This is a genomic window from Nostoc paludosum FACHB-159, assembly GCF_014698835.1.
Taxonomy (GTDB): Bacteria; Cyanobacteriota; Cyanobacteriia; order Cyanobacteriales; family Nostocaceae; genus Nostoc; species Nostoc paludosum.
This window is the reverse complement of record NZ_JACJTU010000006.1, coordinates 163,146-187,058: the sequence shown is the minus strand read 5'-3', so window position 1 is coordinate 187,058 and position 23,913 is coordinate 163,146. Positions and strand designations below refer to the sequence as shown.

Sequence of the window (23,913 nt, the reverse complement as noted above, 5' to 3'; positions counted from 1 at the left end):
TTGACGTTTTAGATTTAGGTTCGTTCTAAAATCTAAAAAGAAAAATCAAAATCTCAAATCCATCGTTGTAATTATTTCACATCCGTGACGCGCCAGCTGAGTTTCAAATTCACCCAAAAATTCCAAATAGTAGCAACTGCGATCGCAATTAAATTGGCAATATAACGATTAGGAATTAAGAAATTGAAGACTAAATTTAATACCAGTACATTTAATATGAGTCCAGCAAGGCAAATGACATTAAATTTAAAAAACCGTTTGGCCCGTTGATGCCATTCTTGTTGTCTAGAGCTAACATCAGCAAATGTCCAAGCATCATTCCACAAGAAATTATTTAATATTGCAATTTCACCAGCAATAATTTTGCTGCGTGTCAATGGTAAAGCTAAGGTAGTGGGATCGCTCAGTAAGAAAAGCACTGCCATATCCACAAATACCCCACTCAAGCCAACCAAACCAAAGCGCACAAATCGATCAACTGGAAAATTAACTTTTCTCCTCAATCGTCCTACCCTGCCTGTGGAAAGTCGCAACCGCACTAAGTGGCGTAGGTAGTCTACATATTGTTTCCATGTAACTTTACTTTCACCCTCTTTGCGTTCGGAAAATACATACCCAACTTCGGCAACTTGGTTCACTTTTCCCCGGCCGATTACCTCTAGAAGAATTTTGTATCCTACGGGATTGAGTATTGCATTGGCGATCGCACTCCGACGCACCATAAAATAACCACTCATGGGGTCGGAAACTCTTCCCAATACACCCGGTAAGATAATTAAACCTAACAACTGAGCGCCACGGGACAAGAAACGTCTGGCAACACTCCAACTGCTGACACCGCCTCCTTCGACATGGCGGCTAGCCACTGCCAAATCTGCTCCCTGGTCAACACTACGCAGCAGTTCCATCAGCACCTCTGGCGGATGCTGCAAATCTCCATCAATCACTCCTAATACGCTTCCTGTGGCTGCTTGCCAACCGCGAATCACTGCTGAAGACAGACCACGTTCGTTTTGGCGTCGCATTACGCGCAACTGCGGATATTCTGTTGTCAAGGATTGTGCGATTTCCCAAGTCCTGTCTGGACTATCATCGTCTACGATAATTAGCTCGTACTTGCCTGGAATTGATTCATCTAGTATTTGAGTTAATATACTGACTATCTGCTTGATGTTATCACGCTCTTTATAAGTAGGAATTACTAAGGAAAGACGGATCGATTCGCTACTGATATCGAGAGTCTTAGGAGGTAATTCTGAAATCTTGAGTAGACCAGTTGGAACTGTTAATAGTGAATTCGATGAGTTTGTTTTCATGTTTCAAATAACATAACAAGGATGGTAGATGTTGTGATTAATAGAACCGAACATCTGCTAGCTTTGTCGATCCAATTTACTTTCTTTAACGTGTTGTAATTACTTTTGTTACAGGTTCCTATTTTAAAAGTTTAGTAATTCCCGCACATTAATTTCCAGTAATTTTACTAAATTCATCTAAATTTTATATTTTGCTGGCTGTTACTGTGATAATCTTTATTTATTTTAAAAATATTATTTATACCAGTATAAATACAGTCTACCATTAACCTAACTTAGTCAAACAATTTTTGATTTGAGATTTCGCCAAAATTGAAGCTGGTGCTACCTCAGTGCCTTGTGTTCCTAGTAACTGCTCTGGAGTTAAGGCTGCTAGCAAACTTAACTTTTCTAAGTGCTACTAGAGAATCATTGTTCAATCAATACCTTATTTTTATATCTTATAAATAGTTTAATTTACTATAAATAAAAGTAATTATTCGTCCCTTGGGTGAGCAACACACACTTCTTTATGGTGTAGTAGTTTAGCGGTTAAAGTTTTTAAGTCTAACGCTGGAAATGCTGGCAAAGTTCAATAAAGGAAATTTTAGACATTTTATTATTTAGTAATCTAAACATAGTAATTATATTGAATTTGTGAAAATTTGCAATATTCAAAGCCGCAAATGATTTAATAATTTTGGGATATAATCGGCTTAGCAATAAGTTTGCAGTCATTTATCGGCATATATTGAATTATTAATATTTTTTATCCACAAAAAATTATTTAAATAAAAATTAATTCTTTTTTAATAAATGTCGAGCTAGTAGCGACGAATAGCCGTTGCCCTTGCAATTATCTCCACCTCACATTGCAATCTGCTATAAAAAAAATCTCAAGTAGGAGAGGCAGGATGAGTAGTGTTTAGTCTAGTGATAACCTTATACTACCAACTGTCATTAACATGTTAATTGATGCTAATTGAGACACTAAATATTTATGTTTTTCATGACAAATTATCTGGAAATATTCAACTAATACAACGTCAACTGCTATAGAGCAAAAGCCCTTTGATCAGACAAGTCACAGTGACAACTAGGGTAATTTTATTTTTAGTTGAGAAATAAATTTTAATATAGAATAGCTATTTTTTTAATTTTGATTACAGCAATTAACGCAGATATTTATCGAGATTTTTTGACTTTTGCAATAATCAATTAAAGTTTAGTAATATATGTAAAATTAAAATTCATAAAACTTAATAAAAACAAAAAATCAAGTATACTAAGAAGTATATATTGTATTGTAAATCTGTCAAAAGTAACACAATAAAATCCCCCATTGGGGCATTGCAAACAGGAGAAAAATTTTGTTTGTTATTAATTTATATGCTTGTTACTTTATTACTTGTTTTAAGTAAGTGAATATCTAAAATACAGGGTAAGTTATGCATATTCCTGATGGATTTGTTTCTGTGCCAGTAGCAGGGGCTACTAGTTTAGCGAGTGTGGCAGCACTTTTTGTCGCCTTAGGGCGATCGCAAGAAGCTTTTGGTGTGCGTCGCGCTCCTTTGCTAGGGCTAACCACTGCCTTTATTTTTGCTGCCCAGATGATTAATTTTCCTGTAGCAGGAGGTACTAGCGGTCACCTGTTGGGAGGAACTTTAGCAGCGATCGTTTTAGGCAGCCCTTGGGCCGGAATGCTGTCTATCGCCACAGTTTTAATTATTCAAGCCGTGCTGTTTGCTGATGGTGGAATTACAGCATTGGGCGCAAATATTTTGAACATGGCAGTAATTGGTGTTTGGGTAGGCTGGATTTTGACCCAAACCTTACAGCGGCTGTTTGGAGGTTCTAAAGGGCGTTTACCATTAGCTGCGGGCATTGGGGCTGGTATCAGTGTAGTAGTAGCCGCGGTAGTAGCAGCCCTTGAATTAGCCCTCTCTGGAACTGCACCTGTAGCAGTCGTTTTACCAGCCATGACTGGCGTACATATTCTGATTGGCGTTGGTGAAGGAGTGATTACCAGCGGTGTACTGACTTATTTAGCCACTGCCCGGCCAGATTTATTACCAGGGGAACAGCACGAATTTCGTGGATGGTCGATACCCATTGTCAGCGTTTTTTTAATTGCAGGAGTATTCTCACTGTTTGCTTCAGCATGGCCTGATGGTTTAGAAAAAGTTGCCGAAAACTTAGGTTTCATCGACTTAGCCAGCAAAGTACGGATAATTGTACCAACTCCTCTAGCTGACTATGGAATTGAGGGTTTAGGAGCAATTGGCACTAGTATCGCTGGGCTTGTAGGGGCTGCGGTTTGCTTTGCTGTTGCCTTTGGCATTGCCAAAATAGTGAAACCGAACAATGCTTAAACTTTCCTTGCCGCTACGTTTGCAATTGTCCCTAGCGATCGTAGTAGGGGCAGCATTATTAAAGCATTATGCTTGGTATAGCCTGGGTGTGTATGGTGCGATCGCACTTTTGTGGGCTTGGCTATTGCGCGTACCAATTCGCAAGTTGGGAGGATTACTCGGTACAGAATTAATTTTTTTGTCATTCCTGGCATTACCCTTGGGATGGGAGAGGGCTAGTTTTTTGCTAGTTCGTTCCCTGGTTTGTCTGATTGCCATGAATAGTTTTTTGTTAACTTTACCGCCCCACAGTTTCGGTATTGCTCTCAAAAGCTTACCGGTACCAGCACCGATTAAAGAAAACTTGCTCCTAGCTGGGCAATATATGGAGATTTTGCTCTCAGAAGTCACACGTATGCAGCGCAGCGCTCAATTACGAGGTCTAAGTGGAACTGCGGCATGGCTGCGCTACGCGAGTGCTGCCATGATTGGAGCCTTGTATCTCCGCAGTTTAGACAGAGCAGAACGAGTTTACGCAGCAATGGTAGCTCGTGGTTACAACGGACAATTGCCCATAGATTCCAGTCTCAGGCCAAAAGAGCGCTTTGCCTTGTTATTAGCTTGGGCGATCGCTGCCACAGTTACCGTAACTTCCTACAAAATTTAACCTCCTCCCCGCAGACGCGATGAATCAGAGGCGATTCATCGCGTCTCTACTCATTCCCCATTCTTTTGCATAGGTACATTTTGAAATCTTTAACTTCCAACTCCCAACCATCAACCAATAAACCCCACGCCGCTGTAGTCGAAGTTGAGAACTTGGTGTATGCATATTCCCGCCAAGAAGCAGTATTGCAAGGAATTTCTTTTAACTTGAACAGAGGCGATCGCGTGGCTTTGATGGGAGCCACAGGTTCTGGAAAAAGCACCTTGCTGGAAAACCTAATTGGCTTAAAAGAACCGCAATCCGGAAAAATTAGGATTAATGGCATTCCCGTACAACCGAAAACTTTACCTGAAATACGTCGTCAAATTGGTTTTAGCTTCCAAGATGCTAATGACCAGCTATTTATGCCCACCATCTTAGAAGATGTCACCTTCGGCCCGCGCAACTATGGTATGTCAGCAGCAGAAGCTGGCGATCGCGCCCGTAAGTTGTTAGCAGATTTTGGTCTGGAAGCCTATGCCAATCGCTCTGCCCACGAACTCTCCGGTGGACAAAGACGCCTCGCTGCCCTTGCCGCAATTTTAGCTCTAGAACCAACGATTCTAATTTTGGATGAGCCGACTAACGGTCTTGACCCAGCATGGCGGCGTCATTTAGCACAAGTATTGTTTAAGTTACCCGTAGAAGTGATATTAATTGCCTCTCATGACCTGCATTGGTTGGGTAGAGTTACTCAACGTGCCTTGGTGTTATCTGGTGGTCGTATTCAAATAGACAGCGATATTCAGCCACTTTTGCAAAATGGCACTACTTTAGACCAATTAGGTTTGCCAGTAGATTGGTGATTTGAGATGGGTGGAGTTAATTTGATGCTAAATGGGCGGTTACAAACCGCGTCTATACAAATAAAACCCACCGCAGTGGGTTTCCTTAAGGGGCTTTAGCCCCTTTTTTTCTGTTAGTCCGCCACATTTTAAATCAACCTAAAAAATCCGAAAAATACCACAGTAAGTTTGTATATTACAGTATTGCTACTAAATTTATGAACTGCCCATTTTTTATGGGTACTTTAAGTTCATGAATAATGATTTTAGATCGTAGCAATAATTAATTTTTCTTCAATAATTTTATTAAGTTTTAACAATTTTTGTAAAACAATACCCATGTCCTTATGAGGATAGTTTCTCAGTCAAAAAAATCTGCTTTTGGTAGCAAATTATAAAAATTCCTCAGCACTACGTCTAGGTAAAAATCAGAGAGATTACGCTTCTTACATTACTGAGAACAGCTTGAATTAAAGTTAAATCAAATTTATAATTTAGATTAGATCTATCTCTGAAGAATAAACCCCAATCTAGGTCTTTATCTTTTAATTCATCTAAATAATCAATTAATTGGATTCTCTCAACCTCTTTTAATTGCGGTTTTACGTCTATATTTGGTATAAAAAAATACAAAATAGCTTCATTGTATAAATAGTCAACGATTTTTTTCTTATCTTCTTCATTTAAATTCTGATGACTCTGCCATTTTTCCCAGAGATATTTATGCTCTTTATATGTATTTTCAAAAATTTCTAAAGCTTTTTGATCGCTTTCTTTCATCAATCCATTTATTTTCTAAATTCAAAGCTGATTTATTTTTTGGCAAGCGCCATGACTTATTTAACACATCACCGAAGTCATCTAATATCGAGCTTTTATCGTGAGTAAAAAGCTTTTTTATAGCAATTAATTGCTTTTTGATCGTCATTTAATAATGCTAACGTAGTCCTCTTTTTATACCAAGTCTCTGCATTGGTTTGATGTATTTTTAATGCTTCGTCATATTTTTCAATCGCCTCAAAATATTTTTTTGTTTTGCAAATAAGTCTCCTTTACTATGGTGATCCCAATAATAATTTTTCCAAGTATTTATAGATTTTTCATACATTATATCTGCATCACCATAAAAACTTCTTGAATCAGTAAAGACAGTTGCTAAATCAGTGAATACATTTGCTAGTTTACAATTTGACTCCAGAAAATAGATTCAAAAATTTTGATATCTTCAAATTTTTCAGAAATAGCGCGTTCATATGCTTTTCGGGCTTGATTATAATAATCCCTTGCTTGTTCTTTTTTATCTTTACTTTTTTTATAATCTGCTTCTCGATTCAATAATTTTGCCGCACAATAACACAAATCTCCTTCTTTAACATGAAAAAAAGGTTGCACGTATTTGTTCTCTGGAAAATTTTGTTTGATGCTATTAAGTATTTTTTCTAAATCGTCCTGCAATATTTTTATGTTATTAGCAGGAATACTCAAAGTGAAATTAGATAGAATTTGTTCATCATTTATCCAAGAAAATAAAGTCATTAATTTGGATGTTTCGTTTATGAAAGACATAACTTTGTCTTGATATTGTTTTTGCATCTCTTTATCCATGTTATCCTTAATCCATTTTTTACCTCCAAGAGCGAACATTGTAGTTAATATGGTAAAAATTGTACCTCCGAATATTATAAAAAGACTGAATACATGTTGTTCCACAATATGATGTATTCGATTACTTCTTTCAATCATCTTGTCAAATTGCTCATCATTCAAAGCTTGTGTTTGTGTATTTGGTGTGCTTAGTAGAGATGCTGAAGGTTGTGTTGTTGAAGATTTTTTATGCATCAACCAATTAATAATATTATCGGAAGATGGAACAACAAAAATTGTATAAATTATACCACTTAATAGCCATATAAAAACTATTATACCAAACGATAAGAAAATAGATTTATTGTTCTGCTTGCTATTCATAAAAAACTCCGAATGTATACAATAAATAACATAAAATAAAAAATGCTGGGCAAGTTATTAAAACATTTAAAAGTGTAGATAAGTAATTTTTAAATTAATAACTAAACCTCAAGCGATCGCTAAACAAAACAATCACCAATTCATACATCTTAACAACTATATTAAAGTAAATTATTCTGCTTTCTAAACGCTTATCTTTGTTTGTAATATCGAATATTTAGATTTGATTTATTGAGTAGGCGCACTTAGACTTAGCTCACACAAAAACTAGAGTTACTCCTATTTTTCTGATCCCCAAAATATAACCCTCTAACTTTAGTTAGAGAAGGTTCAGTCAAAAGTTAGATAATAGCCACTGAAATCAAATATCCCTTTGAATTGAGCAAACTGCGCCAAAACACTAAAAATATACGCTTCTATATGGCAAGAGTCTCTTAAACTTCTGTTATTAACTTCCAGTTGCTTAGTGCAAGATATCAGTTAGAAAATTCCTCACATATTCCTCACATTTTTTTCCTATCCTCAAAATAGAGTCCATGTTCCAAACAAACAACAAGGTGGCAAAAGGCGAGCCGCTGGGTTTATTGCTCAAACTCTACGAGAAACAGAGAGTATTGGAGGAAAAGTATGCTCAATGTTGTCCGTCGTAGTCAAATTATCGGTTGGATAGCAATAGATAGCTCAACAGCTAATAGTTTTGGTGAGGTTGAAGAAGCTTGGCTAGATGAATCTGGGCGTATTGCCTATTTTTCGGGTGGAGAAACTTATTTACCAGTAGAGGGAATTGCTGGGGTAGGCATGGGTGCACTTTCAATGGGAGATATTATTTCTATTAGCGGATTATTCCTTTTTTTATAGGGCAAGAAAAGTTGACAAAGTTCCAAGACAAGCAGATTAACTAAGTTGTTAAACTTTTGCCCCATACCCCTCTACCTGAGTTATTATCTTTATTCGTAATATTGAATACTATATTCTCAGTTTTATTACTCTTGGGGTGTTAATGTCTATTTCACACAAATATACTGTTCTTGCTCCTGTAAGCCTGAGCATTGCTTTGTTCATTAGTAGTTGCAGCGAAACTAAAGTCTCCCAGTGCCAGCGATTGATTAAACTTGTTAATGAAGGAACGTCATTGATTGATAAAAATAAAGGAACGCAAGTCATAACCAGCATCCAGCTGTCTAAAGATTTGCAGTTTATTACTAAATCAATTCAGGAACTGAATTTAGCAGACCCCAAGCTGAAAGAATATCAAAGCGGTTTTGTTAAAATTTTTCAGAATCTCAGTCAAGCGATCGCCAAAGCAGGTAAAGCGCTAGGTTCGACTAAAATAGCAGAAGCCTCGGCTGCTGGTAAGGAAAGAATTCAAAAAGCCAGAAACGAAATTGATTCATCGCTGACAGCTGCTGAAGCTATTGGCAAGCAGTCAGATAAGTTAGTCGATGAAATGAATAAGTATTGTAAACAAGCAGAATAATCTAATTTGGGCATTGGGCATGGTTTATTAATTCCTCTCCCTCATCCTCCCAACTTGCTACTAAAATTCAGTAACTTTTATCACTCTTTTTTTAGAAATATTCCTGATACACGCCAACTTTGACTGTCAAAAGAAATGTTGGTGCAAGTCAAATGAAATACCAGGAGTGATATGAGTCTACTGATGGCGAGTGTACTAGCAACAGCGCCAGTATCTGCGCTTAATTTACCAGAACAGCCAGTAATTGAGCCAGATAATCAGGTGCAGGAGTCAACCGAAGAAAATTTATCTCAAGTAGTCACCCCTGCTGAAATTACACCACCTGAATTTGTACAGCCAGATATAAGTACTTCAAAAGTTGCCGAAAATAAGTACGAAAATATACTTAAAAAAAGCAGAGAAAAAATTCAATTTATCAGTTCTTCTAACTCGCCTGAATCAAAAAATACCCAACCTCTAACCGAAGAACTTGACAAAAACGATCCCGGAGTCGCAGACTCAGACGACCCAATGTTTCAAGTTAACTCGGTATCACAGCTTGAGGATGTGCAACCCTCTGATTGGGCTTTTGGTGCTTTGCAGTCTTTGGTAGAACGCTATGGCTGCATTGCGGGATATGCTGATGGTACTTATTTGGGGAATCGTACTATTACTCGTTATGAATTTGCAGCTGGTTTAAATGCTTGTTTAGAAAAGATTAACGAAGCAATCGCTAGCAGTAAACTTAACACTGTTAACGATCAAGATTTAATCCTGCTCCAAAGGTTACAAGACGAATTCAAAGCAGAGTTGCAACAATTACAGCAGCGTGTCGAGGTTCTAGAAAACCGGACTAGTGAATTACAAGCTAATCAGTTTTCTACAACTACCAGATTATTTGGTCAAGCCGTTTTTAGCGTTCAAGGAAGCAATACCACTAATGCAGATTTATTTCCCAGAGATGGCATACCTGAACGCCAAGGAAAAACTAATCTGACTTTCACAAGTAGCGCCCAAGTAACCTTAGCAACTTCATTCACCGGACGAGATTTGCTCTTAACAGGGCTGTCTGCGGGAAATTTGGGTTCTAATGCATCGTTGCTATCTACCAATATGGGGCGGTTGGGTTTCGAGTCCAACACAGACAACAATCTAGTTATTAGTGATTTGTCTTATAGATTTCTAGCCTCAGATAACTTAGGAATTGTCGTCGGTACGGCGGGAGTCAACCCCATCAATACATTTCGCGGTATTAGCCCATTAGAAGGTTCTAGCGACGGTGCAATTTCTCTATTTGGTCAGCGTAACCCGATTTTAGGCATTGGTAACGGCACTGGTGGTATAGGTTTTGACTGGCAAATTAGCGATCGCATCAGTTTGCAAGGTGTTTATAGTGCAGAAATTCCCAGTTTTCCTGGTGACATCAACCAGGGCGGATTATTTGGTGGTAGATTTACTGCTGGCACTCAGTTAAGTTTAGCACCTACTAATAATATTGATATCGGCATACATTATCTTTATTCCCACTCCCCAGATGGACTACTAGGAACTGGTATTGGCGATTCTCAACTAATTTCCCCTTTTGCTGATGCTACACCTTTCAATACCCACGCAGTTGGCGCTACTGTTGCTTGGCGAATTAACCCTAACTTACAGGTGGGTGGTTGGGGTGGCTTCACTTCCTCGAAACCATCCAATCTTTCTGGAAGTGTAGAAACTACTAACTGGATGGTGTTCGCAGCTTTTCCCAATTTGCTGCGCCGTGGGAATTTAGGGGGCATTCTTGTGGGACAACCACCGAAAATTACTTCTAGTACTTTACCAGAGGGATTTAATCTTCCCAACTTTTCTGATGGAGGGACACCAGGGGGACGCACTGACACATCAATTCATGTAGAACTTTTTTACCGCGCCCAACTAAGTGACAATATTGCCCTAACTCCAGGCTTATTCGTTATTTTCAATCCCGATCACAATGCTGCTAACGATGCTTTAGTAGTTGGAGCATTAAGAGCAACCTTCCGGTTTTAATTTTGTACTGATGTATATGTAATCAAATACGCTTTTTTGCTACTGAAAAAATCAGTAGTTAGATGCTTTCATTCTCCAGTGGAAGCAAGGAAAAAGTCATGCGTATTTTTTCATAGGTGATTAAAGGAGCAAATTTTTCATGAAATTAAATTCAACAAGAAATTTTGACGAAAATCCAAAATTCTATCAGTTGGGTTGTGCAGTTCTTAGCAGCAGTAGTTTAGCCGCAGTCATCATTGCTTTAGGTGGAACAAGTGCTTTAGCTCAAATCACAATTCAAAGCAGTGGGACATTATCTGGTACGATTCAACTTCCCAACAATAATCCGAATTTCAATAAAAGCATTACTCGTGTTGACACAGACGACACGGGGACTTACTCGCGGAACTTAGGTACTAAAAACAATCCTAATTACGTTCCTGTGTACAAGTCAGAGTATGTCAAAGTAGAAACACGTAAAGATGGTACTTTGCATTATTTTGTTGACTTTAAAGGGATTCCCATAATCTCCTTCAACGGCGTTCTGAATTCGCCTGTTCTCTCTGGCGGTGAGTTAACACCTTTTAAATACCAGGGAACAGTAGCCGGAACTAAGTTTCAAGGAGTGGTTCAGGATGAATTTAATCTCACAAAAGCCTTATACACTGGTATTGTTACCGACCCAAAAACCGGAAACCAGTATCAGGGAACTTTTGAAGTGAGTGGATATGGGCCCAGGTATAGCGATCGCAATGGTGGTGCAACCCCCACAGTCTTCGATTTCAAGTCCGATCTCCCTGGTCTACCAACAGTGAAATCTTTGGTAATGACTAACTCTCCTATCGGGAAATTGACAATCAAAGTACCTGCAAATGCGACTCTTATCACTCCTACACCTGCACCCAGTGGTGGTAGTAGCACGCCTACTCCTGCACCCGTAACCAGTGGTGGTAGCAGCACACCTACTCCTGCACCGGTAGTCAGCGGTGGTAGCACACCCACTCTTCCAACGATAGTTGATAGTGGTAACACAATAACTGCTGCACCAATCGTTGGTAGTGGTGACACAATAACCGCTGCACCAATCGTTGGTAGTGGTGACACAATAACTGCTGCACCAATCGTTGGTAGTGGTGACACAATAACCGCTGCACCAATCGTTGGTAGTGATAGTGCGATCGCTTCGCCGACAACTACAACTTATACATCTGAGTCCAATTCTCCATCCCTGTCTACTACACCTAACATGGAGTTCAGTAGTGGTAATTCTGCAACAGTTAATCAAGTAGTTATGAACCCCGGAACCCTGGCTCAAACTGCTTGTTCAAAAGATACTGTTGATAGCTGTACAAAACTTGCTTCGCCCAAACAAGCGATCGGCCCGCGCAGTCGAGTCCTGGTGCGTTAGATAACTAATTCGCATGTCTTATGGTAACTTTCGCTTTCGGGGACAGTAACGAAGAGAAATTTATAACCAAAAAACTTTTTTCTACTCACCAGTCCCCGTTTCCTATTCCCCATCCTCATATAAACCTTTTCATCAAAACTTTAGGGTACTTCTGGAACTCCTACACAGCAGAATGAAATCAATATAATAGCTAATACCATTTCCCAAAAAATATGATACAGATTTCAACCCTGAAAGCCTTGCTGCATCTAAGTTTTTTAATTGCGTTAGCGTTCGCGTAGCGTCTCGTAGAAAAGCCGGGCGTAGCCCATTGCAAATTGTGAATTTGTATAAGACGGGGTAATATTCCAATTTAAAAAGTCTACCATAAGCTATTCTGTTGCGTTTTACAAGCCAGACCTCCTTTCTGTGGTAGATTTTACCCTTATGATTTTCTGGCTATACTAGTGACTTCAGCCGATTGACAAAAAGTGATTGAAGACTGGGGACTAGAGACTAAGTAATAATATTAAAAGTACTATTTTCCAATTCCCAATCCCCTTTCTCAATCGCATTAACACTACAAAGTAAATTTAGAGCAATTAAACATCTTCTGAGTTAGCACCTATGAAAGAAGAATTGATAGCCAGAGTTGTACAGGTCTTACGAATTAATATGAGTTGGATGACTTGGAATTTATTTCTGGCTTTTATACCTTTAGCTTTGAGTGTATGGCTATTTCGCATTAAGCGTGGTCGCACTTGGCTTTGGTGGCTAGGATTCTTAGTCTTCTACGCATTTTTACCCAATGCACCATATTTGTTAACCGATGTAATTCACCTGATAGACGATATCCGCACCATCCAATCAGTGTGGATAATTACTTTAGTACTATTTCCTGTCTATTTGTTAGTAATTTTGGCTGGATTTCAAGCTTATGTAATATCGTTAATAAATTGGGGTTACTATTTACATCGCATCGGCAAGAGTAGATGGATTTGGCGACTTGAATTGATTACCCATGCTCTCTGTGCTATTGGTATTTATTGGGGGCGTTTCTTACGTTTTAATAGCTGGGATTTTGTTACTCAACCTGATGCGGTATTAACCAAAGGTGTTGAAGAAATTCTTGGCAAACAGCCACTAGTAATTATTGCTATCACTTTTCTCATCCTTGCGGGACTTTACTGGATTATGAAACGAGTAACTTTGGTTTTTTTTGTGCAACCAAAAAATGATTATGCTATCAAAACACAACCAGTAAATCCCAACACTCCCAACGCTTAATGGATCGACTACTCACACCTGCCTTTTCTTTCTTAAGAGACGTTTAGCAAACGCAACCTTAGCTGAATAGGCGGGTGTAGGTTCTCCACAAAAAAAACTAAAATAAGAACAAGCATCATTAATACCAATTCAAAATTCAAAATTAAGAAAACTAGATATTATAAAAGTTTGAGCGTGTGTATCTGTCGCATTCTTTTTTCAAATTGTTATAATTCAATTTCAACCGCTTTTAACCAATTTCATCTGGTGATTGGAGAGTAGCAGAGTGGTCAGAGTTTAACAAAGACATTAACTGTTTGATGCGTTTGCGCTGTGCTGACCAATGATTACAAGCTTCTTTAGTAAGCTGTATCTCTTCTTGTGTCAAAACTTCATCAGGTTTCTCTCGCGCTAAAATTTCAGATGCTTTTCTTGCTTTTTCATACTCCACACCGTACTTGACTAATTGTGTGTGAAATATTTTTTGTTTTTCCTCTAGTGTCAGTGCAAATTTTTGCTGCATCAGGAAAAGCTCATAAAAATTTTAAATCTGGAATATGGCAATTACTTTTCAGTTTTCAAAGATATACATTTTCAAACTTATTAACTTCTACTGTAGGATAGACAAGCAAAAAGACTTAATGATTTTTTAACACTTAGGTTTACCCTTAAAATTGGCGAGGTAATCTCTACCTTAGAGAATCGCTCAATTTTATAGAATTCGATATCAGTACAGCTGTGCCTTTTCTAAGTTCCCAACAAACTTAGCGTATTCCATCCAACTGAGAAGCAGTATTTTTTTCCACCTAAAGAAGGGTATACACACCCATAAATTCCGTATCAAAAGAAAGATGCACCTGACACCGTGAAGATTTGAAATGAATCTAGGTTGTTTAGTTTTTATTGACTTAGATTCGGAGTTGAAAAATATGAGTCTATTATCTATTGATGAACTCAAAACTTTAGCAGAAAATTCTCAAACCCCAAGTATTTCTCTGTATATGCCTATGCAAAAAGCAGGGCCAGAGATTCGGCAAAACCCGATTCGCTTCAAAAATCTAATCCGGGAAGCTGAAGAACGCTTGGATGCGATGGAAATTGACCATACCCAAGCGCTAGATCTTCTCCAGCCAGGGATGGAACTAGATACGAGTGAGTTTTGGGAACACCAAGACCACGGATTAGTAATATTTATTTCACCACAAGTATTTCGCTACTACCAACTGCCAATGGAGTTTCCAGAATTAGTGGTTGTGAGCGATCGCTTCCACTTGAAACCGCTGCTACACTTGCTCAATAATGATGGTAAGTTCTACCTCTTAGCTCTTGCCCAAAAGGATGTGCGGTTTTTTGAGGGAACGCGCTACAGCATTAACGAAATAGAAGTAGAAAATATGCCTAAAAGTTTGGATGAAGCCTTGCAAGAGGACGAAATCCAAAAAGGGATGCAACAGCGGAGCGGTACATACAAAGGGGGAACCGCCAATAGTTTTCAGCAACCAGGTACATTTCACGGTCAGGGAAGTTCTGACACAGATAAGCCCCAAGAACATATCTTACAATTTTGTCACGCCATTGATGCGGCATTGCATGAGAAGTTACACAAGCAAAAAGCACCTTTAGTTTTGGCTGGGGTTGAGTATCTTTTCCCGATTTATCAGGAAGCAAATACTTATAATCATTTGGTGGAAGAATCGATTACAGGCAATCCGCAATTCACCAAGCCGGAAGAATTACAAGACCAAGCTTGGCACATTGTCGAACCTCTATTTCATCAAAACCAAAAAGAAATAATGGAACTTTACCAACAAATAGCTGGTGAAGGTACTGGCAAAGCTTCTAGTAATCTTCAAGAAATTATTGCAGCGGCCTATTACCAAAGAGTCGATAATTTGTTTGTGCCAGTCAGACAGCAAATTTGGGGTAAATTCGATCCAGAAACAATGGCTGTAAATTTACACCTAGAACCAGAACCAGAAGACTACGATTTATTAGATTTTGCTGCCATTCATACGCTTTTAAATGGTGGACAAGTGTATGCTGTTGAGCCAGAAGAAATGCCTAATAATGCATCAGCAGCAGCAATTTTCCGATTTTGATGTTGGTAGCAGGCAATAGGCAAGGGGCAATAGGCAATAGGCAGTAGGCAAGGGACAGGCAATAGGCTTTCAAGAAACACGGGTGTGGGGGTGTAGGGGAAAAAAAGTGTTTTTTTCATTCGTAGCGGGTGTTGCGCCGTCTATCGGACGCTTTCAAAACCGTTGAGTTGAAAATTTCACAATCAGTTCATCAGTTTATGTCTTATGCTAACCCTAAATAATGAGGGAAAAACCTATTGCCCATTGCCCATTGCCCATTGCCTATTGCCTATTGCCTACTCCCTCAACCTTGAGTATTTCCACAGTCTATCTTGACTACACAATTTCTACCTTGTGCTTTTGCCTGATAAAGTCCTTGGTCAGCAGCAGCAATTAAGGTTGCGGGAGATGATTGATTATGAGGAGTAATTGTTGCCACACCAAGGCTGAGGGTGATGAATTCACTAACCTGAGAATTTGGATGAGGCAATTGTAATGCACTAATATTTGTTTGGATTTCTTTGGCAACTGCAATAGCCTCTTCGGAATTAGTATTTGGTAAGATGACTGCAAACTCTTCTCCACCATACCGAGCAACTAAATCATTAGGGTGTTTAACTGTCTGAGAGATTACCTTGGCAACATGTCTGAGTGCATCATCTCCCGCCAAATGCCCATGAGTATCGTTATAAAGTTTAAAGTAATCGACATCACATAAAATCAAAGATAGTGAGGCTTGCTCTGGTGCTAATCTTTGCCACTCGGCGTTGAAGGTGTTATCAAAGCAGCGGCGATTTGCCACTTGGGTAAGGCCATCGGAAGAGGCAAGGCGCTGTAATTCTTGGTTTGCTTGTTGTAATTGGTGGTAAAGTTCTGATTGCTGAATAGCGATCGCAGCTTGACTTGCCACCTGATTAAACAAGTTAATTTCTGATTGCTGCCATAGTCTAGTACTAGAGCATTGGTGAGCAATTAATAATCCCCACAAACGCTTTTGCTGTAAAATCGGCACCACAAGATTTGCCCGAATTTGCAAACTCCGCAATAGCTCAACATGACACGGCGATAGTCCAGCAGTTTCAATGTCTTCAGTCGCTCTAGTATTACCTTGTTGGTAGTAAATTGCACCAGTGGACTGAAAGCATGTATCCATCACATTAAATCCCAGAATGGACATACACCCTTGTGCTAAGGATTCTACAGCAACTAGCCCACTCCAATCTGGCTTAAACTTATAGATTACTACTCGGTCTATATCAAACAGTTGTCTTACTTCGTCTGCCGTAGTTTGCAATATTTCATCTAACTCTAACGACTGGCGAATACGCTGGGTAACAGCCGCAACAATTCGCTCGAATTGGGTTCGGTGTTGGACGCGCTGCTCAATTTGCTGACGAGATGTTGATGCTACAGCTAAGGTATCAAAGTTAGGGGTTGTAGTAATAGGCACCGCACTTGGTTTAGCAATTAAATAACCTTGACCAAAGGTTGCGCCTCGTTCTCGCAGCCAGTTCAGTTCCTCAATGCACTCAATTCCTTCGGCAACGGTTTGGATATTTAACTTTTCAGTAATTTCTAGAAGTTTTTCCGTAATTGAAGCTTTATATAGGTCTTGATGCACATCTCGAATTAACTGCATGTCTAATTTGATAAAATCTGGGCGTAATTGATGCAGCAAGTTCAGGCTGGAATAGCCAGAACCAAGGTCATCAAGGGCGACTAAAAACCCACTATCCCGATAATATTGAAGCACAGCTTTCAGATGGGCTAAATCTTGAGGGTTGTCTGACTCCACAACTTCAAAGACAACCCTTCGATGGTCAATCCCTGCTCGATCTATTGCTTCTACTGTACTGCGTAGGCAATAAACAGGGTCATAAAGCGCCGTTGGTGCAAAATTGATGAAAATGCACCCATTCACTTGATGGCTGGTAAATTCCTTGATTGTGTTGAGACGAGCAACTCGGTCGAGTTGTGGCAGCAGTCCGGCTTCACTTGCTAACTCGAAGATTGATTCGGGTGGTACTAAATTGCTTTCTTCATCCATCCCTCGGAACAGCGATTCATATCCATAAATCTGGGATGTGTCTTGAATTGAAACAATCGGTTGAAAGTGACTAGTGAATCGTTCCCTTGCCAACATTTCCACTAACCACTCGGACTGGCTGAACTTAATAAACCGCTGCAATGAAGCGATATCACTAAAATCTTGTAGTTGAGGTTGGATAGCACCTTGAATGAAAAGAACTTGTGTTTCTCTTAATTCTCTTGGCGCAAGAAGTTGAGACAAGTTACGGGCAATTTCTTGAGCCTGTCCAGGTTTACAGTTCAAACTTAGGCCTGGCCGCTGGTGCATCAGTTCATACTCAATGTCTAACTTCTTTAAGTATGACATGACCTTTGTCAAGGTATGTGAAACGGGGAACCAAAGAAATAACCTGCCTGCTTTCCCAGTCTCGCAGCGCACAATATTATGACAAGCACAAGTCTTGGAGAGAGGACATTTTTGGCTCATTGATAACTACCTTGCTCAACCTGATTAATTTTAGTGTTCCCCTCAAACTTCCTATAAAAAATGAACTACAGTTCAAGTAGATGAAGATTTGATGAGAATTAAAAAGTTAATTCCCTATTGGCGCAATCAACTTGGATTAACAGGAATTATCCATCAACTGGTGATAGAAGCTGACTCATAAAAAAAGCCAGGAATATATCACCTGAAGATTATTTTATAGCGATTCCCAGTTAAGTGAAGTACTTAGTACATTCCTAATATAATTGAGTAAACCTCTGCGTAACTTTGCGCTTGACTCTGCGACCCTCTGCGTTTAAAAACATTGGTTTTGTACCTCAGCAGATTAGGAAATGCTATAACTAAGTTTGACTACTGATTACCAGCCACGACTGATTTGATACCAAGCTGTCATAAAATCAATTACTAACATACTGTTCATAATTGTTGCTATTAACAAAATTACTGATGAAAACCAATATCTTTTTAAAATTTTGATAACTGTTAATCCTAAACCAATGGGAATCGAGAACAAACTCCAACATAAAAATATCAAATATATTGTTGTGAATTGATGAACTCGTTGGCTTAAAGATGATGTCAAAAGCTCACCAAATAATCTGATGAGAACATCTTCATGAAAGTAAATTATTCCTAATATAAAAGTTGGTATACATAAAAACAAGAAAATTACCTCGATACTTTTGACTATTTTCATCGAGATGTTTCCTCTTTTAATTTACGTCGTGCTGCTGCTAGAATGAGGCGTTGTTCAGCACGTGCGATCGCCTGATATGTCCGCTCGATCGCTTCGGGTTCCACGGAAATGGAAGTTATCCCCCATTCCACTAAGCGATCGATAATTTCTGGATACAGTGCTGGTGCTTGACCGCAAATTGAACAAGGGATACCAGCACTTTTAGACATGTGGATCAATTGAGCGATCGCACCCATAACTGCTGGATGACGTTCGTTAAATACTTTTGCTAGCTGTCCTTGTTCTCGATCTACCCCTAGCAATAATTGGGTCAAGTCATTTGTACCAATGGAAATTCCGGCTACGCCTGCTTTGACATATTCTGGCAATAAAAACAGCACGCTTGGCACTTCTGCCATCATCCACAATTCAAATTCTGCCACCTGTGTTAAAAAAGCTTGCTCGACTTTGCGACGACAAAACACGAATTCTTCCACAGTCCGAACAAAAGGTAGCAGTAAATGAATATTGCTGTAGCCAGATTGCTGTACGCTAGCTAAAGCTTTTAGTTCCAACTCAAACACAGTCGAATTTCGTAGATAGCTAAAGGTGCCGCGTTCACCTAACATCGATTGTGGAGAAGATTGTAAACTATCACTCAATGATGGCAAATCTGACGATCGCCAATCTAAAGAACGATAAAAAACTGGTCTTGGTGTAAAGGCGCGAGCAAACTCCATAATCGCAAGAGACCAACGCTCTAACAATTCTGCTTGCCGCCCGCCCAAAATCCAACTATTAGGATGTTGTCCATCCAATATATTTAGTACCATCAATTCTGAGCGCAGCAATCCTATTCCGTCCGCAGGCAAGGTTTTTACTTGCTCTATCAAGCTGGACTGACTCAAGTTAACCAGCAGTTTGGTAGCAATCATAGGTAGATGGGGTGATGAGATGGTGGGGTAATGGAGTGGTGGCGGGATGGAAGTAGTTTCACCCATGTCCCCATCTCCCCATACTTCTCTACGAGAGGCTGCGCCAACGGCTTCGCTCAGTACAAGTTTCCCCATACTTCGGCTTCGCTCAGTACAAGTCTCCCCATCTCTGGTTTCTGTTTCGATGCGATAAACTTCTCCTCTGTCGCCATCAAGCAAAAGCCGTTCGCCAGTTTGAATTAAGCTTGTCGCTGATGTTGCATTTACTACTGCTGCAATCCCTAATTCTCTGGCTAGAATTGCAGCATGGCTGGTTAATCCTCCCTGCTCAGTGATAATGCCAGCAACATTTTGCAATAATGGCAACCAATCAGGTGTAATTGTTGGGACTACTAAAATTACTCCTTTTGGGATTTGTTCGGGTTTTTGCTGAGAATCGATGGCGACTAAAGCATTTGCCACAGTACGTCCGCCTGCGGCTGGCAGTCCCCTGATGAAGTATACCTGGGGGATTATGAATTGGGGACTAGTAACTTGTGTTAAATAGAGTTTGCTAGATGTAGTTTGGCTAGCGATAGTCCATTTAAGAATAAAGGTTTTACCTAGTTCAGCTACTAATTGAGTTCCCAGACTAATTATTTGTTGTAAGTATTCTGGTTGTAAAGCGTACTGTTTTTGTTGGGCTTCCTGAAGTACGTAGGTAATCAGACAAGTTTTCTCTGCTGTGAGTGCTGAGTCTACAAGAGGTTGGGAAAAAGTTGTAGGGGAACCATCATTAACATCGTAAGCCAGCATTTTATTGCCGAGCTGTTGCTCTAGGATAGTCGCAGTTTCATTTTGAATGTAGTAGACATCTGGCAATACTTCGCCCTGAGCGATCGCAATTCCTAATCCCCAAGTGGCTTCAATTTCCCACCCAGAGGAGTTGGCTTTGAGCAAACCACTGGCGATGGTATTTTCCACAGGTTGTACCAAAACTCCGAAATTAATTTTTTGCAGGTTAATTCCTATGTGCCGCCAATACAATAAACTTCTAGCACGAAATACTTGACTCCAGGTACGTTTTAATGCTGTGGCGATCGCCTCTTCTTGGCAATGGCAAAATACTGACTCCAGTAACCCAGATATATTTTCCATAGTTTGAGTACTATCCCCTACTGACAAACTAGGTCGTAAAATCAAACAGCTAGTTTGCCATTCTCTAGCTGCTGTGAAAATTTTACTCACCCACTCCTGTGGCACAGTTGCAGTGAGAATTTCTTCGCGCAAACGGCCAGCCACCTGCTGAAGTTGACGCCAATTACTGACATCTAGGTGTAATGAAGAATAAGGTAAATCAGCAACTAATGATTCTGAACTGTTGAGATTTTCTAGAAATTGCCGCAAAGCTTCTGCCGGAACCACAAAGCCAGGCACCACCGGATAGCCACGTTGGATAATTCTGCTTAAGTGAAAAGCTTTGTCACCTACTTTGGCGCGGTCTTGTAGTTTAATTTGGTCTAGCCAGTAGAGTTTTTCCACTCAATTTGTTAGTTGTCAGTTATCTATTCCTAGCCACAGCCATTCCTTATTTAAGAATGTAAACCTATATTTATTGGTCAAAATAATATTTTATTGGGAAATAATCCTTACAAAAGTCTAAAATCGTATAACGCTTGAATCCCAACGCGATGGTATTCTCAATTGTGCATTCTTCTTCAAAGCAGCCGACGAACGGCACACCACCCGCTACAAATGAAACAAACTATTTCTCTTTCCCCCACTCCTTACTCCCTAGTCCCTAGTTTCCATGTTTCTTAAAAGATATATTACCAATTAACGTAGTAAATATAATTATCCATACCAGAACCAACCTTGCCAAACACTTACTATCTTGCAACTAATGATTGGTTAAATATCAGCTTCCGACTATGCATCGCATTGCTGATTGGAGGAATTATCGGTTGGGAACGGGAAATTAGACGCAAACCAGCTGGTTTAAGAACTTACATGCTGGTAACTTTGGGTTCAGCCTTATTCACCATCATACCTCTGCAAACAGGTGAGCTACAGACCAGTCCCGATGCACTCAGCCGTGTGATTCAGGGAATTGCAACTGGCGTGGGATTTCTCGGTGCTGGAGAAATTGTGCGGCAATCTTCCCAACCATCAGAGCAACTAGAAATTAAAGGACTCACATCGGCAGCAGCTATTTGGGTTTCGGCTGGTTTGGGAATTGCTGCCGGCTGTGGTTTATGGCAGTTAGGATTAATCGGTGCTATCCTCACTTTCTTAATTCTCAAGGTTTTTAAAAGGTTAGAGAAACGGAATTAGCGATTAGTTATATAGTATTTTGAATCAAAAATATGCCTAGCAAAAATAGAGCTATTGAGCCTCCTAATTTACCTTCATTTGAAATCCTCGATCGCGGAATACCAAATAACCAATTAGATGAATTAGAGAGCTATAAAAATCTACATTTATCAAATTGCCAGCTTGAAGGAAGTAGAGGAGTAGATTTTAAGTATGCCTATTTTGATAATGTTAAAACTATAAATACTTACTTTAACAAGCTTTCTCTACAAGATGTGAGAATTACTAAAAGTGATTTTGCTAATACTGAATGGGAAGAGGGTTCACTTAATAGAGTTGAGTTTTTTGACTGTAGATTGCTAGGATTTAAAATAATTAAGTCCAGATTAAGAAATGTTATTTTTAAAGGCTGTCAAGGCCAGTTTGCCCAGTTTAACTTTAGTAAGTTTGAACGTGTAATTTTTGAAAATTGTATATTGGAAAATTCTACATTTTTAGAAGCATCTCTAACAAATGTAAAATTTATAAATTGCCAAATGAATAATATTATCCTTGCTGATGCTAAATTTAAAGATACTGATTTTCGAGGTTCTAATTTAGAAGGCTTGCAAATTCATATAAATCAGCTTCAAGGTGTAACTTTAGATCCATTTCAAGCTGCTTATATTCTTCAAAGGTATGCAAATGTAATAGTTAAACCTGTGGATGAAGAAATTGGGGATAATTTCTAAAAATATTAGCAACTTAATAAAATCAGGACTTTTGCCAGATGTGAGCGAAAACGTTATTCTTATGTAATACCAATTCACGAAAAATAAGTAGATCGGTGTTGAAAATTATCGTTATGACAAGGCAGGAGGCAGGAGGAAAAAGCTTTTTGAGTAATTTTACTTTTCGCTATATATTTTGTTTTTTTACACTATGTTATTTTTGATATAAATGCAAACCTTGAAACCTATGCTAAGTATGACTTTCTTAATGTAATAATTTTGAATTTTAAATTGTTAATTCTCCTGCCTTCACAAAAAGAATTTGTGAAGATTTCAACCATTGTGAATCAAAAGAACCTAAATGAGTAGTAGTAATCAGTGTTTGAAAGCGGTCTTGAATAGCATCAAGTAATTGATTTTGGCGGGATAAATCTAGTTCGGCTAAAACATCATCAAGTAATAGCAATGGTGGTTCTTTGACAACTTCTTCAATTAATTGTAGTTCTGCTAATTTTAAGGCCAAAACGAGGGTTCGTTGTTGACCTTGAGAACCGTATTGACGAGCTGGTGTGTGGTTAATGGTTAATTCTACTTCGTCGCGATGGGGGCCTACAAGGGTAGTACCTTGATGCAGTTCGGCTAGGCTTCGCTGTTGAATTTTTGTTAAAAAAGCTTGCTGGACTTGTTCTGGTTGGTTGTCTTCTAAGGGAATATTGGGTGCGTACTTGATTTCCAAAATTTCTGTACTGCCGCTAATGCTAGCGTGCCAAGCAGTAGCAATGTGAGCTAATCGCTGTATGGCACGATCGCGCCGTCTAATTACCCGTGTGCCTGCGGTAGCTAGCTGTGCATCCCACAAAGCGAGTTCTGAATTTAAAGACGTTGTATGCAACGTCTCTAGATTGTTTTTCAAAAAGGCATTGCGCTGGCGTAACACATGGTTATACTGCTGCAAAATGTAAGCATAAACTGGTTCGAGTTGAATCAAAAGTGTATCTAACCAATTGCGGCGGCCTTCCGGGCCGCCGCGTACTAGTTCTAAATCCAGGCTGGAAAATTGGACTGCATTGAGAACGCCGAGAAAATCCATTTGACGGCGTACAAACTCGCCATTGAGAGCAACGCTACGGCGACCATTGCGTCGGAGAGTTAAAGTCAGATCGCTGCTGCCTGTTTGTCGCTCAAGATGAGCATTAATTTGGGCTATGGTTTCCCCTTCTTTAACTAAATCGCGATCGCGTGCCATACGGTGCGATCGCAATGTCGCTAACAACTCCACCGCCTCCAACAAATTCGACTTTCCCTGAGCGTTATTACCTACCAAAATTGTTTTGGCAGCAGTAAACTCAACCTTCTGGTCTTGATAATTCCGAAATTGTCTCAGGTTTAGAGTTTTGAGGTACATAGCGAAAAGTTAGGAGTGAGAAGTTAAGAGTTAAGAAAAAAGTTAGGAGTTAAGAGTGAG

18 protein-coding genes are annotated in these 23,913 nt (G+C 39.4%); 11 read left to right on the top strand and 7 right to left on the bottom strand.

Annotated features, from left to right (window positions below; translation table 11 throughout):
* Nucleotides 1–71: 71 nt before the first annotated feature.
* Nucleotides 72–1,316 carry a glycosyltransferase gene (locus H6H03_RS08590; protein ID WP_190954713.1) on the bottom strand — a complete coding sequence of 415 codons (1,245 nt, stop codon included), beginning with the start codon at nucleotides 1,314–1,316 and terminating at the stop codon, nucleotides 72–74.
* A gap of 1,427 nt (nucleotides 1,317–2,743) precedes the next feature.
* Between H6H03_RS08590 and H6H03_RS08585 the strand changes: the two genes are divergently transcribed.
* The 3 genes from H6H03_RS08585 (at nucleotide 2,744) to H6H03_RS08575 (ending at nucleotide 5,158) form a co-directional block, all read left to right on the top strand.
* Nucleotides 2,744–3,667 carry an energy-coupling factor ABC transporter permease gene (locus tag H6H03_RS08585; RefSeq protein WP_190954712.1) on the top strand — a complete coding sequence of 308 codons (924 nt, stop codon included), beginning with the start codon at nucleotides 2,744–2,746 and terminating at the stop codon, nucleotides 3,665–3,667.
* Entirely contained in the window at nucleotides 3,660–4,313 is a 654-nt protein-coding gene (locus tag H6H03_RS08580) for an energy-coupling factor transporter transmembrane component T family protein (protein ID WP_190954711.1), read from the top strand. Before H6H03_RS08585 ends, H6H03_RS08580 begins: the two co-directional genes overlap by 8 nt.
* Nucleotides 4,314–4,393: 80 nt before the next feature.
* Nucleotides 4,394–5,158, top strand: a complete 765-nt coding sequence (locus H6H03_RS08575; protein ID WP_190954710.1) for an energy-coupling factor ABC transporter ATP-binding protein — start codon at nucleotides 4,394–4,396, stop codon at nucleotides 5,156–5,158.
* Nucleotides 5,159–5,554: 396 nt separating this feature from the next.
* Here H6H03_RS08575 and H6H03_RS08570 read toward each other — a convergent pair whose 3' ends face one another.
* Both H6H03_RS08570 and H6H03_RS08565 read right to left on the bottom strand, forming a co-directional pair.
* Complete coding sequence (locus tag H6H03_RS08570) at nucleotides 5,555–5,917, bottom strand: hypothetical protein (protein WP_190954709.1); 363 nt, start codon at nucleotides 5,915–5,917, stop codon at nucleotides 5,555–5,557.
* Nucleotides 5,918–6,313: 396 nt separating this feature from the next.
* Complete coding sequence (locus H6H03_RS08565) at nucleotides 6,314–7,105, bottom strand: hypothetical protein (protein WP_190954708.1); 792 nt, start codon at nucleotides 7,103–7,105, stop codon at nucleotides 6,314–6,316.
* Nucleotides 7,106–7,732: 627 nt separating this feature from the next.
* On the opposite strand from H6H03_RS08565, the gene H6H03_RS08560 reads away from it, so the two are divergent.
* The 5 genes from H6H03_RS08560 to H6H03_RS08540 all read left to right on the top strand — a co-directional run bounded on the left by H6H03_RS08560 (nucleotide 7,733) and on the right by H6H03_RS08540 (nucleotide 13,245).
* Nucleotides 7,733–7,963 (top strand): hypothetical protein, encoded by a 231-nt coding sequence (locus H6H03_RS08560; RefSeq protein ID WP_190954707.1) that lies wholly within the window; start codon nucleotides 7,733–7,735, stop codon nucleotides 7,961–7,963.
* Between the two features lie 142 nt (nucleotides 7,964–8,105).
* Nucleotides 8,106–8,582, top strand: coding sequence for a hypothetical protein (locus tag H6H03_RS08555; RefSeq protein ID WP_190954706.1), 477 nt, complete (start codon nucleotides 8,106–8,108; stop codon nucleotides 8,580–8,582).
* 183 nt (nucleotides 8,583–8,765) lie between these two features.
* Nucleotides 8,766–10,592, top strand: coding sequence for an iron uptake porin (locus H6H03_RS08550; RefSeq protein ID WP_242065740.1), 1,827 nt, complete (start codon nucleotides 8,766–8,768; stop codon nucleotides 10,590–10,592).
* Between the two features lie 139 nt (nucleotides 10,593–10,731).
* Nucleotides 10,732–11,979, top strand: coding sequence for a hypothetical protein (locus tag H6H03_RS08545; RefSeq protein ID WP_190954704.1), 1,248 nt, complete (start codon nucleotides 10,732–10,734; stop codon nucleotides 11,977–11,979).
* Nucleotides 11,980–12,585: 606 nt separating this feature from the next.
* A complete protein-coding gene (locus tag H6H03_RS08540; protein WP_190954703.1) occupies nucleotides 12,586–13,245 on the top strand; it encodes a DUF1361 domain-containing protein in 660 nt (219 codons plus the stop codon).
* A 229-nt stretch (nucleotides 13,246–13,474) separates the two neighbouring features.
* Here H6H03_RS08540 and H6H03_RS08535 read toward each other — a convergent pair whose 3' ends face one another.
* The gene (locus H6H03_RS08535; RefSeq protein WP_190954702.1) at nucleotides 13,475–13,747 is read right to left on the bottom strand and encodes a hypothetical protein; all 273 of its coding nucleotides are present in this window, start codon (nucleotides 13,745–13,747) and stop codon (nucleotides 13,475–13,477) included.
* Nucleotides 13,748–14,153: 406 nt separating this feature from the next.
* On the opposite strand from H6H03_RS08535, the gene H6H03_RS08530 reads away from it, so the two are divergent.
* A complete protein-coding gene (locus H6H03_RS08530) occupies nucleotides 14,154–15,323 on the top strand; it encodes a baeRF7 domain-containing protein (protein WP_190954701.1) in 1,170 nt (389 codons plus the stop codon).
* Nucleotides 15,324–15,606: 283 nt separating this feature from the next.
* Here H6H03_RS08530 and H6H03_RS08525 read toward each other — a convergent pair whose 3' ends face one another.
* Both H6H03_RS08525 and H6H03_RS08520 read right to left on the bottom strand, forming a co-directional pair.
* Nucleotides 15,607–17,817 (bottom strand): EAL domain-containing protein, encoded by a 2,211-nt coding sequence (locus H6H03_RS08525; protein ID WP_190954700.1) that lies wholly within the window; start codon nucleotides 17,815–17,817, stop codon nucleotides 15,607–15,609.
* A gap of 711 nt (nucleotides 17,818–18,528) precedes the next feature.
* The gene (locus tag H6H03_RS08520) at nucleotides 18,529–20,967 is read right to left on the bottom strand and encodes a putative PEP-binding protein (protein ID WP_190954699.1); all 2,439 of its coding nucleotides are present in this window, start codon (nucleotides 20,965–20,967) and stop codon (nucleotides 18,529–18,531) included.
* 333 nt (nucleotides 20,968–21,300) lie between these two features.
* Between H6H03_RS08520 and H6H03_RS08515 the strand changes: the two genes are divergently transcribed.
* A complete protein-coding gene (locus tag H6H03_RS08515) occupies nucleotides 21,301–21,759 on the top strand; it encodes an MgtC/SapB family protein (protein WP_190954698.1) in 459 nt (152 codons plus the stop codon).
* A gap of 32 nt (nucleotides 21,760–21,791) precedes the next feature.
* The gene (locus H6H03_RS08510; protein WP_190954697.1) at nucleotides 21,792–22,469 is read left to right on the top strand and encodes a pentapeptide repeat-containing protein; all 678 of its coding nucleotides are present in this window, start codon (nucleotides 21,792–21,794) and stop codon (nucleotides 22,467–22,469) included.
* Nucleotides 22,470–22,734: 265 nt separating this feature from the next.
* On the opposite strand, the gene recF is transcribed toward H6H03_RS08510, so the two are convergent.
* Nucleotides 22,735–23,853 carry a DNA replication/repair protein RecF gene (gene recF / locus H6H03_RS08505; protein WP_190954696.1) on the bottom strand — a complete coding sequence of 373 codons (1,119 nt, stop codon included), beginning with the start codon at nucleotides 23,851–23,853 and terminating at the stop codon, nucleotides 22,735–22,737.
* Nucleotides 23,854–23,913 lie beyond the last annotated feature (60 nt).

Excerpts from the sequence above, each read along its gene's own strand:
- H6H03_RS08590 (WP_190954713.1), bottom strand. The coding sequence starts at position 1,316 with ATGAAAACAAACTCATCGAATTCACTATTAACAGTTCCAACTGGTCTA.
- H6H03_RS08585 (WP_190954712.1), top strand. The coding sequence starts at position 2,744 with ATGCATATTCCTGATGGATTTGTTTCTGTGCCAGTAGCAGGGGCTACT.
- H6H03_RS08580 (WP_190954711.1), top strand. The coding sequence starts at position 3,660 with ATGCTTAAACTTTCCTTGCCGCTACGTTTGCAATTGTCCCTAGCGATC.
- H6H03_RS08570 (WP_190954709.1), bottom strand. The coding sequence starts at position 5,917 with ATGAAAGAAAGCGATCAAAAAGCTTTAGAAATTTTTGAAAATACATAT.
- H6H03_RS08565 (WP_190954708.1), bottom strand. The coding sequence starts at position 7,105 with ATGAATAGCAAGCAGAACAATAAATCTATTTTCTTATCGTTTGGTATA.
- H6H03_RS08560 (WP_190954707.1), top strand. The coding sequence starts at position 7,733 with ATGCTCAATGTTGTCCGTCGTAGTCAAATTATCGGTTGGATAGCAATA.
- H6H03_RS08555 (WP_190954706.1), top strand. The coding sequence starts at position 8,106 with ATGTCTATTTCACACAAATATACTGTTCTTGCTCCTGTAAGCCTGAGC.
- H6H03_RS08550 (WP_242065740.1), top strand. The coding sequence starts at position 8,766 with ATGGCGAGTGTACTAGCAACAGCGCCAGTATCTGCGCTTAATTTACCA.
- H6H03_RS08545 (WP_190954704.1), top strand. The coding sequence starts at position 10,732 with ATGAAATTAAATTCAACAAGAAATTTTGACGAAAATCCAAAATTCTAT.
- H6H03_RS08540 (WP_190954703.1), top strand. The coding sequence starts at position 12,586 with ATGAAAGAAGAATTGATAGCCAGAGTTGTACAGGTCTTACGAATTAAT.
- H6H03_RS08535 (WP_190954702.1), bottom strand. The coding sequence starts at position 13,747 with ATGCAGCAAAAATTTGCACTGACACTAGAGGAAAAACAAAAAATATTT.
- H6H03_RS08530 (WP_190954701.1), top strand. The coding sequence starts at position 14,154 with ATGAGTCTATTATCTATTGATGAACTCAAAACTTTAGCAGAAAATTCT.
- H6H03_RS08525 (WP_190954700.1), bottom strand. The coding sequence starts at position 17,817 with ATGAGCCAAAAATGTCCTCTCTCCAAGACTTGTGCTTGTCATAATATT.
- H6H03_RS08510 (WP_190954697.1), top strand. The coding sequence starts at position 21,792 with ATGCCTAGCAAAAATAGAGCTATTGAGCCTCCTAATTTACCTTCATTT.
- recF (WP_190954696.1), bottom strand. The coding sequence starts at position 23,853 with ATGTACCTCAAAACTCTAAACCTGAGACAATTTCGGAATTATCAAGAC.